Consider the following 12,742-nt stretch of genomic DNA (forward strand, 5'->3'; position numbering starts at 1 on the left):
ACGATGGAGTTCTCAGAACTAAGTCAGATAGTGGACGTGGAGGCAATCGTAAGACTAGCCGAGCCAAAAGCTCGATTAGCAGTGTCCAACGAAGCGTCAAAAAAGAAAGGTTAGTAGCTTAGGCTACGATCTTGGAAGCTCGCGAGCTTTAGCTCCGAGTAGTTCACTTAATGGCGATTCTATTTACTTTACTATCTTCTGAACCGTCTTTAGTGCGTTTATAGAAGTTACGTATTGATGTTATCCCAAGTGAGATGGGACCTAAAATGCCCAAGAATATGAACACAGAACCCGCTAAATACACAATTATGTTATCTGTCTTAATAAACCTGTATTCTATTAAGTAATAATTCAATGCAAATGAAGAAAAAAAAGCTAATATATAGTGAAATGTAAATGGGCCAGAACTTTCAGGATTACTAGATAAATATTTATCGATTCTATCCCTTTGTAAAGCACATATACAACCAACTAACCCAATAGGAAACAAGATTACCAGTGGTGATATCTTTATTGTGTCATATATTTCTTCACTTATTGAGTAAAAGAAGATTGGTCCTGCAACCATCCCACATAACCCAAGAAAAAAGCTTCCATAGTTACCTTGCTTATACTCAGTTCTAACAACTACATTCCTGATATTCATATGCTCAACTCGGTATGACCTTTTTGACTCCTCATTGGCAAGTTTTGACCACACTTTAAAAGTCTTTAATAAAGCTACAAGTACTAAAAAAGCCACGCCTATCACCGGTATAGCTAAGTAAGGCAGTTCCTTAATGTATTTCATTTTCATGTTGTTTGTTTTCCCTAATTTTATGTATCAATTCAGTATAAATTACCAGCCAACAATGTCAATTACGGTAAAATTCATTAAATTTTATAAAAAAGCTAAATTAATTTTCGATTGCCTATATAATAAGCTCGAACAAATAGATAAGAGGTTTATTAATAATGAAAAAATGCCATGAAATTGACTATCAAGTAGTTGGCGAGCCTATGGCTGAAGCTGCCGTAATAACTTTAGATCCGGGTGAAATCTGTATATCAGAATCAGGCGCCATGCTTTGGATGGATCCTGACATTAAAATGTCAGCGACATTAACAGATGGTAGCTCACCAAACAACGGCCTTGCTGGTAAATTGTTTGGTGCTGCGAAAAGAATCATTGCAGGTGAGTCAGCGGTAGTCGTCCAATATGAAAATGTCGGAAAGAAACGTGCGAACGTGACATTCGGAGCCCCGTTCTTAGGAACTATGGTTGGATTGAACCTGAATGATGTTGGTGGCGAGATATTCCTACAGAGAGGTGCTTATATAGCGTCAGCATATGGAACCAGTGTTTCAATATCTTTCGCTGGTAAGCCTATGGGAGCTTTTTTTGGTGGAGAGGGATTAATCTTCCAATCAATTAAGGGAGATGATGTCGTTGTCTTTCATGCTGGTGGATCAATTATTCAGAAAGACTTGAAGCCGGGTGAGCACTTATTTGTTGATAGTGGAAGTCTAGTAGGTTACACGAAAGGTATTGAATTCGATGCTGAGTTATCGGGCGGAATTGCTACAATGTTATTCTCTGGAGAGGGTATTTTTAACAGTAAAGTGACCGGCATAGATAATGGCGGAACAGTGTTTCTTCAAACGTTACCATTTTCAAAATTATGTATGGAAATATCTAATAGCCTTCCAAGAAAGAACTAAAAATAGTGGAGCTTAAGTCTATACACTTCATGTAAATAACTCGGGGGATATGAGCTGAGTTATTTACAGAATAATCTTACATCTTCATGTTGATATTTATCTTTTTATGTTATAAACTAACCTAAAACTTGTAACAGATAATAGTATAATGACAGCACGAAGATCTCCAAAAAAAACATCCAATAAAAATATTACTCCAAGAATTATCAAAGAAGCTATGACATGTAAATGTTTAGCACATGTTGCGCAAATTAGTGGTGTAAATAAGTCGTCGATTACATATAGAAGAGAGAAGTTAGGGCTCTTAGATACACCTTTTGGAGAATTTACAGAAGATCAAATGAGATTATTATTATCCCCGAAAAAACGAAAATCCCCCTTAAAAAAAGTACATATTAGCGAAGACATGATTCGTTCATATGAACAAGGAAATTCGCTTCAGGTGGTAGCTGATGAATTTGGAATTTCAGCATCTACACTAAAAAGAAGGCTCAAAGTCCTAGGTAAAATTAGAAACTCAAAAGAAGCCTACATTATTGCTTTAAATGCTGGCCGACATGTTACCTCTAAAATTGCAGCTTAGTGAACTACCCAGTGAAACATCATTTCATTCTGTTACGGGGTTTTCTCGACGATTTATGATAAATCTTTCAGAGTTTCAGAGTGAAGTATCAATTCTTCTTTTATGCATTTAGAAAAACTACTACTCTGAACACAAAGTGATATTAAATTTTTCTTTGTTATTGTTACTATGCATTTCATACAATTACCAATTTTGACACTTTCTGATAAATTTGTATTAATAGCCGCACTCAACTCATAAGTTAAAAACCCCTCACCTTTATTAACCAGCATGACACTTTTGATACTTGCATCTTTAAAATCAAAAAATTTTTTTACGTAAGGGTATAAACACTTATAGATAGCCTCTTTCATAGAAAATATGATGGATATAGAATGGTCTTCCGACAAGGTATCTTTGAAAAGTTCAACTTCGTCTTTGGTTGAAACAATATCTTGAATGTCTGTTGATACTTTTTTATCGATGATACTTTCGATATCAATGCCTACAGAAAAATCGTTATTTACAACAGATACTGCCAGATCTCCAGAATGTGATATTGAGCCAAAAACCCCATTAGGCCAAATAGGCTCTCGGTTAATTCCGATTAGAACTTGATTTGCCAATTCCGACTTAATGTTCAAGCATTTCTTTGCACAAATCCTACCCGCTAAAAATTCAGCCTGTCTATCAGGTACAGATTGAACTATTGTGTCAGGCAAAATTACACCTTCGTCGTAAAATAGCTTACTGTCATAGTAATTGTTATCAAACTTTAAAAAAGATATAGCGATTTTTTGCGAACTAAATTTACTTTTTTTTATAAACATGTATTATCTTGCCGTTATTTTATTACTGGAAGATAATACATATTTACAAAAAAAAATGCCGAAGAAATAATGAATTATGCTGATAACTTCACATTATAAATTAGGCAAGAATTTTTATCTAAAATCGTCAAGAAAACCTCATGAACAGAGCGAAGCTATGACGCTGGGCAGTCCAGTGATGAATAGGAGAGTCTATTTAACTTAATGATTATTGTTAAATAGACTTATATTAAAGTATTAAAAGATTCTATGCCATGCCGACAAGAATTTTTCGAGGTCCCTGAAATGCAGTTCTACCATGGGTCCAGAGCATGTTGTCTAGCAACATAAGATCTCCTTTTTCCCACTTAAATTTTACCAGATTGCTTTGAAAAATATCACGGATAATCTTAAGATACTCAATGTCTATCTCTGAACCATCGCCAAAAGTGACATGTCTAGGAAGCTCATTAGGACTTAATATGTCAAGTAAAGACTTTTCAGTGTCTTTTGGTAATGCAGAATGATGGAATAAATGAGCTTGGTTAAACCATATAGGATCACCAGTTACAGGGTGATTTTGAACAGCCTTGTTTGTCTGTTCAGTTCTAAGTTTTTCACCTCTCCACTCCAGCTTAATATTACGTTTAGAACAAAATGATTCGACTTTTTCCTTACTGTCAGTACAAAATACTTCCTGCCATGGTAAATCTATATCACCATAATTACGAATGTATTTAATTTTTTTTGCCAAGAACTCTTCTTTTATTTCATGAGGAATGGATGAGTAAATCTTGCGGCTATCCCCTATAGGTGTTTCACCACCAACATTGGGTGGTGTCATGCACACGAAACCTAAGCGCATTGGCCACTTATCAGAATATGCATTTTCGTTATGTTGAAGGATTACTTGATCACTATGATACTCTGTTGCAGTATAAATATTGTTATTTAAAAGAACTCTTGGTGTAGATCTATATGTATATTCTTGTAACTCTCTGTTAAATGCAGCCTTAAGCATTTGGCTGAATTTCATGCTACTTAAAACTTTCAGTCCCTTTAAAAGAATAACTCCATTACTATTCAACACCGATTCGATATTTTTTTGATTTTTAACAAGCCAATTACATGCTGTATCGTCTCCAATTTCTACTTGATGCGAAATTGGTACTCCACAGACATTATCTAATTTTAACATTTATATGAACCTCTTATAATTTTGTATAATTACTTATAATTTCATTTACTTCACTAAAGTCATCCCCTTGCAAGATGCTTAAATGGTTTTCACCGATTTCATAGAAATCAAATTTTTCACCACAAGAGAGTAAGTTATTTTTGATGACCTCTTTACCCATACTCAAAATAGACTCTTTGGTGTAAATGACAGCTACATTATTTCTTAAATTAAATTTAGGTCTAAATTTCATCATCCATGCATCTTGTCTCTTTACAAGTTCAAACATTTTGTATGTTTCTTTACTATTAGCCATGGCAGATGCTTCGCTATTGGAAGTATTAATCTCAAAAAGAGAACGTAATTCATCCTCTGTGGTTTTAGGTAGTAAATCGCCAAAAAAGTAATCTAGTAGTATTACTTTAACATCAATGCCACGTATATTCAGCTCTTCTCCGATCGCCATAGCGGTAACACATCCAAAAGAGTGACCAATTAGTGTATTAAATTTAGTACCTTCACTTTCAACTAGATCTGCATAAGTAGTTATTGCCTTTGTAAATGTTAGTGATTCGACATTCTTAACATCGGGATTATATGAGATTATGCGCGAGCCTTTATCTAGTGAGTTTATACAATTACCAAACTCATGAGCAAAAGCACCTAACCCCGGAAAACAATAAATTCCTGAATTTTTACTTTCAATATCATTCATAATAACAGATAGCTCGCTTTTAAATATTTTCCCTTTGCTTAATAACTCTGCTTGAAGCTTAATTGTAGGTCTCATAAAAATATCAGCATAATCTATTTTATGGCCAGATACATCTTCAAGTTTAGTTTTAAGTTTTGCAATTTTTAATGATGTACCCCCTACTGAAAAAAAGCTATCTTCAATACTTACCTTATCAATCACTAGCACTTCTTTCCAAACCTCTGAGACCATTATTTCAAATTTAGTCTTAGCCTCAACAAAACTCCTTGAATTCCCTTTATTGATTTTCGCTTCTGGTAACTCTTTTTTGTTTACCTTACCATTTGCGGTCATAGGTAGTTTATCAATAAAATTAATGCTTGAAGGCAGCATGTAATTAGGTAATAAAGGTTTAAGATCATTAAAAACATCAACCTCTTTGACCTCATTGTTTACAACTAAATATGCAGCGATCGCACTATTATCATTAAATGGCATTATAAAAACACTACGGACATAATCTAAATTACTTACTACAGATTCAATTTCGCCTAACTCAACTCGATACCCTCGTATCTTAACCTGATCATCATTTCTGCCCATATAAGATAACGAACCATCTCTGTTGCGTTTAGCTAAATCACCACTTTTATATAAACGCTCTACTACCCCATTGATATCTACAAAAACAAAACTATCATTCGTCTTTTCAGGATTATTAAGATACCCCTCAGCAAGACAACTACCGCCTATGTACAACTCACCAATTTGACCTCTTTGTACAACTTTCTGACTTTCATTTAATACGTATAAGCTGTAGTTTTTAAATGGGTAACCAATAGGTATAGGTTGATCAAAATTCTCATACTCTGTGGCATCATAATAACTAGCAACAACAGTTGCTTCAGTGGGACCGTAAACATTCAGTAGAGATACTTTCTTATTGAACATTTCCTGCCATCTTTTTACTGCGCTTGGAGATAATGCTTCTCCGCCTATAATCATTGTACGGTAATTAGGTAACGTTTTTTCGCTTTCAAAAAATGGTTCTGAGCATAAGTAATGTAAGAATGCAGTAGGTAATGATGTAATATTAATTTTACGTGATTTCATGAAGTTCCAGAAATCATCAGCACTACGATTGATTTCTTTACAGAAATGAAGCGAAGAACCTGTAAAGCAGGTTAGTGCCATTTCCTCAACAAAGATATCAAATGAGACTGAAGAGAATTGAGCTATTCGATCACCTTCTTGTACTTTATATACCTCCTGAACTCCGGCAAAGTAATGTAAAATACTACTATGGCTATTCAATACACCCTTTGGTTGGCCTGTGGAACCTGAAGTATAAATAATATAAGCATTAAGATTGAAATCTTTATCTGTGTCTCTACAGAGTATTTCGCTTTCTAATGAAACTATATCGCTATCTATATCAATTCTAAAGAATTGCTTGTCGAAATTAAGATACATATCCTCTAATGATAAAACAATTTTACATTTAGAATTCTCAATGATGTAATTAATTCTATCTTTGGGGTAATCCATGTCTAAAGGAACATAAACAGCACCAGCTTTCATAATTCCTATTATAGATGTAATAATATGATAGCTTCTAGGTAGATATATCGCGACAACATCACCTTCTTTTACTCCATTCCTAATTAATGTATTGGCGATTTTGTTGGATTCATGCTCCACATTTTCATATGTTAATGAGCTATGATTATCTGAAACCATAACCCTTTCAGGATGCTCTTTTGAACGAATGCTGAGCACATTATGTAGAGGAATTCTATCTTCAAGGTACTTATTTGTTACATTTATTGGCTTAGAATCTGCAAGTTCTCTAGCAAATTCGCTAGCAGACATATTCGGAAGTTCACTAACCTTGGTCAAATTGTTATCTACAATAAATGTTACTAGAGTATTAAATAAAGCTTTTATACTTTGAATTTTGCAATAATTATCATCTGTTTTGTAATACTCGAAATCGATAACAAGCTCGGCACTTGGCTTAACTGTGAGAGTTAAAGGAAATGTTGTTCTTTCTTCAATTTTTGAAATCTCTGGCCTAATGCCAGATTCATTAACTTTGTTATCTCCTCCTATGTTAGGGAAGCTTTCAAAAACAATCAAAGTGTTAAATAATGTCTGTCCCACTTCAATACCAGAATAATTGACGATATCAGTCATGCCGGTTAATTCATGCTTGCGGCGCGTAATGCTATTGCTTTGTAGTTTCTGCATAAACTCTATAACAGTGCCACTAAAGTCATTAACGACAACAGGTATTGAATTTATGAACATTCCAATCATCTGATCTACATTTTCGATAACATCAGGTCTTCCTGATGTAACTTCTCCGAACATTACATTATGACTGCCACTATAGCTATGGATAATGTAGGCCCATATCGAGTGAATAAATGTATTCAATGTTACGCCAGATTTTTTAGTAAAATCTGTAATTTGTTCTACAGTACTCTCAGGGAAGTTTAAGGTTTCTACACAGTATGGATTTTCAACGTTGTTGACCTGATCATAATTGAAAGAGCTCAATTCACCGTGTGGATTACCTTTTAACATTGTTCGCCAATACTGCTCAGATTCGAATTTATCAATAGTTAATAGGTGTTTTGCATATTCAGAGAACTGAGGTTTTGTATTGATTAAAAAATCTTCATTGTTTTTGATTTTCCAGTAATTATCAAACATTTCATTTAATAGTATGGTGGCTGACCAACCATCTAACAATGCATGGTGATTTGACCATATCATTTTAAATTCAGTATCATTGAGCTTTACAAGCACAATCTCAGAAAGAGGCGCTTGTTGTAGGTTAAAACCATTTGCTCTACAATCAGATTGGATACTTAAAATTTTCTTTTCTTGATTAGTACAGTCAAGCTCTGAAATATCAATAAAAACCCACCCTTCACTATGAGCTTCTTCAACAATAATCTGCACATCGAAATCGGAACTAAATACCGTCCTAAGTGCCTGATTACTTTTTATAGCATTCAACCACGATTTTTTAAGTGTGGCTGTATCTAGTTGTCCTTTAATATCTATTATGATCTGAGTTACATAATCACTAGCTTTATTGCCACTATGATGAAGCATCCCCATCTGCAAAGGAGTTGATGGATAAATATCCTCAATATTACCACTTTGATCACGAATAGAGTCAACTACCTCGACTTCATCGATTGTGACATACGGAAAGTCTGACGGTGTCTTACGAGTAATTTCAAGCGCAAGACAATATTCTACACACTCCTTTAAGTTTGTTAAAATAGACTCATTGAGCCCCTTTATGGTAGAATATTGAAAAGAATTAGCATTGTAACTTATGGCAATTTTAAGTGCGTTTTCAACGATCATGCCTGTTATTACCAATTCATGTTTAACAGCATTTGAACCATCGATATCATTCCCTTTATCGATATCAGAAGTTATAATATCGCCGCCAATACTAGATGTACGTAGATCTCCGAAAAAGTTAAACAAGACTTCGGCATGCGAATATTCTGCGTCAGTATGATGGTAATATTTATTCTTTGCGTACTTTGGATTTCTGAATACTTCTTTTGTGCTAATAATAAATTTATCTAACTTTTTTCCACATCCTGTGTAATTAATAGCAACCGGGTAAATGTGTGTAAACCAACCTACACTTTCGCTGTCATCTATACTTACCTGACCTCTACCATTATTTTCAACATCAATAATAACTTTATTAGAGTCAAACTTTTCTACCAGTGCTTTGTTCGTGGCTGTAAGTAGTAATTCTTCAATTGAGAAATTAAATTTTGACGCAGCAGAAGATAGGACTTTTACAATATCATCTTGACTTTGAATTACTAATTCATCTGCTCGGATACTTAGACTTACAGTTTTTTGGTCTTTAACGCAAAAGTTCTCATTTTTCTTGAACTTTTGCAATTTAGCAGTAGGGTAAAAGTTATTTAGATAAGTGACAACACTATCTGGACACTCTTGACTGGAATTTGATAGTTCCAACGTTGCTAACCGATATCCCCAATTAACATCATTATCTTCTACTGGTTGTTCACTATCTAAAATGTATTTCATATCATCTAAGATATTTTTCCATGAGATGGCATCAACAACAATATGGTGGATTACAACAAAGAGATAAGTTTTATCTTTGTTTTTATCTAAAATAGTAACAAACTTAAATAGACTACCATTTTCTAAATTCAAAGATTGTTGTGCTTCATTGCAAATACTCGTAATTTCATTAGTACCTGAGACTATAAATTCTCTTATGTATGATTCAGCATCTTTGGGTTTATTATAGTTTGCGGTCCATGTGTCACTTTCTTTCTTGAATGAAAGTGTAAGGGATGGATGTTTTCGAACTAAAAATTTAACAATATTTCTAATTTTTCCTTGTGGTATAACGCCATTACTTTCAAATAGTAAAGATTGATTATTGTGATTAAGGTTTTCTAGGTTTGCATCTAACATTGCAGATTGCATGGGATGTAATATATGATTATCATCTCCAAACACTTCATGTCTGATTAAGTTAGCATTTTTATCAGCGAGAATAGCCAACTCTTTTATTGTTGGTGTATTGAATACATCACGAGCTGATATATTTATTCCAATTTTTTTTGCGCGAGAAGCTACTTGAATCGATGATATAGAATCGCCACCAAGGGTAAAGAAGTTTTGATTAACATTTATATTGTTAGAAGGCAGTAAGTCCTCCCAAATTGCAGTTAATGCTTTTTCATTATCTGTTAATTCATTGCGCTCGGAATAAATTGAACAATCTTCCTTGAATTGATTATAGAGGTTGTGCAGGGCTTTAGTATCAATTTTACCATTTGCAGTCTTAGGAAAACTATCTACAATAACAACACTAGACGGGACCATGTATTGCGGTAACTTTTGGTTAAGTAATGAATATACATTTTCTTCCGTTACTTTTGTAGACTCAATTACACAAACAATCGCTTTTTGTTCAATAAACACATATGAGTTATCCACGAGCTCAGATAGAACCTGAGTAATTTCATTAGGGTTAATGCGAAAACCATTTAATTTAAATTCATTATCCTTACGGCCATGAAAAATAAGGTCTCCTGTGTGTGAAGTACTAACCAAATCACCTGTTTTGTAGCAAAATCCTAAGTTTGGATCATCTACAAAATAACTCATTGTCAGTTCTTTATTATTGAAGTAACCTTTCGAAACTCCCTTGCCAGATAGAACAAGTTCGCCGATTGCACCGTCTACTAAAGGCTGCATATTTTCACTTAGGACAGATAATTTGATATGAGATAATGCTTTACCGATTGGGATAGTATTCAACTCTCTACCAGTGCATTTGTATACTGTTGCCCATACTGAGCCCTCAGTGGGTCCATATTCATTATTTAATTCACACGGTATCTTGTTACACCACTCTGCATGTTTTTGCGAAAGTGAGACAGTCATCGCCTCTCCTGCACAAATTATCGTATTTAAACTAGTGACATCATCCCGTTTGATTTCAGAGATGAAAGCGTTATATAACGATGGGACCATCAGTGTGTGAGATATTTTGTGCTTATTGATAGCATTGGTAAGAGCAGTGAAATTTTGTTTTTCTTCTTCTGTTGGCCAGTATAAAATACCACCTTGTTGTAATGTCCAATATAAACCAGCAACTGATGAATCAAAGGACATTGATGACATAAGCAAAAAGCCACGGACGGGAGTTTTGTAATAATCTATTCGACTTTGTAAAGAAGCATTTAGCTGTTCATGAGTTATCTGAACACCTTTTGGTTTCCCCGTTGAGCCTGATGTGTAAATTACATATGCTAAATTTTTGGGATTAACAGGAGGTAGTTCGGCAACAGTCGTGTTCTTTAAAATTGACTGAATAGTTCTGGTCTCAACATTAAGTAAAGAACTTTCTGGATCAGATAAAACTAGCGATATATTGCTATTTGTTAAAATGTACTCAATTCTTTCCTTAGGGTAAGCAGGATCAATTGGTACGTAACCTTTTCCTGCCATCAAAATGCCCATAATAGCAACGATTGCATTAAGGCCATTTTTTGAATACACACCTATGAGATCGGAATTTGAATTTATAACTGAAGATGCTACGACTTTACTTTTTTTAATAAGTTCGTCGTAGGTTAGTGATGCATTACATGTAGCAACAGCCGTAGCATAAGGATTACTTTTACATTGCTCTAAAATATGAGATAAAACGGTTTTAGAGTTGAACTCATTGAACTTACTTTCTTTTACATTCAGCGCTGATTCTACAAATTTGAAGCATGTTTCATCACTGAATAAATAAGTATTTAAATAACCAATAAAGTTATCAATGTACATTTCAATTGTCTTTGTATGAAATAACGCCGAAGCATATTCTACTGCTAGGTGCAAAGTACCATCTGATTTTGCGAAAGAAAACGTAAGATCGTATTTAACAGCAGCATCTTTATTGCGTACAATATCGAAGGTAATATCTTTAGGTTCATTAGTAGATTGCGATCTTTCACTTTGCAAAACTAACATTACTTGAAATAAAGGACTTACGCCGGTTATTCTTTTTGAACCTGTAGCTTTTACTATATTACTAAATGGAACATCTTGATGAGCAATCATATTAGAGACAGTACTAGCACATCTTAGCAAATAATCTAAACGCGATTCGTTTAATTCTCTGCTCTGAGACACTAAAACAGAGGTGTTAGCAAAATAACCAACTGTGCTTTGTTCAATAATGTTGCTACGGTTTAATACAGGGGTTCCAATTGAAAAAGACTTTTGTCCAGAAAGTTCACATAGATATGCATTAAGAACTGAATACAGAGTAGTAAATAAAGAAATACTATTTTTCTTAGAAAGTGACTCTAATTTTTCCGTTAATTCTATTGGAAGCCGATACTCTACCACTTTACCTTGCCCATCAAGCACAGATGGCCTTGGTTTATCTGTTGGTATCTGATGAACATCTGGAGCACTCTTCAGGCTAGCTAGAAATTCTTCGCTGATTTCGTTGCCACCTTCTGTCTTACATACTTTAATAAAATCTGAACCAATTAAGTTATGGTTGCTGTTATTTAAAAGTTCCACAACGTCATTCATTAGAATGTTCATTGACCACCCATCGCAAATAATGTGATGGGCTACAATTACAAGATTGTAACTTTGTTCATCTTTTTTGATTAAAGTTACTTTTATCGGTTGTTCACCATTTTCTAGGTCAAACTCATGTGAGAGTGAATTTTTGACAACTACTTCGCAATCAATATCTGACTCATTGATAAGTGACGCCTTTTGTAGGGGAGCTATTGATTGTATTACAAAATCATCCCAAACGGAAAATTTAGTTCTTAAAGCAGTATGTGCTAAAAGTGTATTATTTATTGCATTTAATATATCAATATCTTTTATACTCTTTTTAGACTTGATTTCATAGTGCATGCCTATATTGAATATCGACTTGTCTACGCTTACAACGTGATGATTCCACATCGCCTGCTGGTTAGGCGCAAGAGGCGATATTTGTTGTAAAGAAATGCAATCTTGATCTTGTAATAGTGATTCCATCCACGTAATGATTTTTTCTTTGTTATTCTTTAGAAAATTCATCTCCTCACTAGAGAGTAAATCTTTTTTTACATTTACTTTTAATTTTTGGTCCTTAAATAATGTTAAATTCAAAGACTTGTTCTTTAGTGAAAATAAATTTTCTAATAATTTTACGGAAATGGCCATAGTTCACTTATTTATAGTTAAATATTAAGTGACAATGT

General features: G+C 34.0%; 6 protein-coding genes. 2 read left to right on the forward strand and 4 right to left on the reverse strand.

What is annotated here, in order from left to right; genetic code table 11:
* Positions 1 to 163 precede the first annotated feature (163 nt).
* On the reverse strand, positions 164 to 790 hold the full coding sequence (locus tag L1267_RS16990; RefSeq protein WP_235383542.1) for a hypothetical protein: 627 nt from the start codon (positions 788 to 790) through the stop codon (positions 164 to 166).
* A 164-nt stretch (positions 791 to 954) separates the two neighbouring features.
* Between L1267_RS16990 and L1267_RS16995 the strand changes: the two genes are divergently transcribed.
* On the forward strand, positions 955 to 1,701 hold the full coding sequence (locus L1267_RS16995; RefSeq protein ID WP_235383543.1) for an AIM24 family protein: 747 nt from the start codon (positions 955 to 957) through the stop codon (positions 1,699 to 1,701).
* A 148-nt stretch (positions 1,702 to 1,849) separates the two neighbouring features.
* Positions 1,850 to 2,284, forward strand: coding sequence for a hypothetical protein (locus L1267_RS17000; protein WP_235383544.1), 435 nt, complete (start codon positions 1,850 to 1,852; stop codon positions 2,282 to 2,284).
* Positions 2,285 to 2,337: 53 nt separating this feature from the next.
* Here L1267_RS17000 and L1267_RS17005 read toward each other — a convergent pair whose 3' ends face one another.
* The 3 genes from L1267_RS17005 to L1267_RS17015 form a co-directional block, all read right to left on the reverse strand.
* A complete protein-coding gene (locus tag L1267_RS17005) occupies positions 2,338 to 3,093 on the reverse strand; it encodes a 4'-phosphopantetheinyl transferase family protein (RefSeq protein WP_235383545.1) in 756 nt (251 codons plus the stop codon).
* A gap of 247 nt (positions 3,094 to 3,340) precedes the next feature.
* Complete coding sequence (locus L1267_RS17010) at positions 3,341 to 4,270, reverse strand: TauD/TfdA family dioxygenase (RefSeq protein ID WP_235383546.1); 930 nt, start codon at positions 4,268 to 4,270, stop codon at positions 3,341 to 3,343.
* 13 nt (positions 4,271 to 4,283) lie between these two features.
* Positions 4,284 to 12,704 carry a non-ribosomal peptide synthetase gene (locus L1267_RS17015; RefSeq protein WP_235383547.1) on the reverse strand — a complete coding sequence of 2,807 codons (8,421 nt, stop codon included), beginning with the start codon at positions 12,702 to 12,704 and terminating at the stop codon, positions 4,284 to 4,286.
* Positions 12,705 to 12,742: the final 38 nt, after the last annotated feature.

The organism is Pseudoalteromonas sp. OFAV1 (assembly GCF_021532595.1).
GTDB classification, from domain to species: Bacteria; Pseudomonadota; Gammaproteobacteria; order Enterobacterales; family Alteromonadaceae; genus Pseudoalteromonas; species Pseudoalteromonas lipolytica_C.

Coding starts and splice junctions, on each gene's coding strand:
- L1267_RS16990 (WP_235383542.1), bottom strand. CDS start 790: ATGAAATACATTAAGGAACTGCCTTACTTAGCTATACCGGTGATAGGC.
- L1267_RS16995 (WP_235383543.1), top strand. CDS start 955: ATGAAAAAATGCCATGAAATTGACTATCAAGTAGTTGGCGAGCCTATG.
- L1267_RS17000 (WP_235383544.1), top strand. CDS start 1,850: ATGACAGCACGAAGATCTCCAAAAAAAACATCCAATAAAAATATTACT.
- L1267_RS17005 (WP_235383545.1), bottom strand. CDS start 3,093: ATGTTTATAAAAAAAAGTAAATTTAGTTCGCAAAAAATCGCTATATCT.
- L1267_RS17010 (WP_235383546.1), bottom strand. CDS start 4,270: ATGTTAAAATTAGATAATGTCTGTGGAGTACCAATTTCGCATCAAGTA.
- L1267_RS17015 (WP_235383547.1), bottom strand. CDS start 12,704: ATGGCCATTTCCGTAAAATTATTAGAAAATTTATTTTCACTAAAGAAC.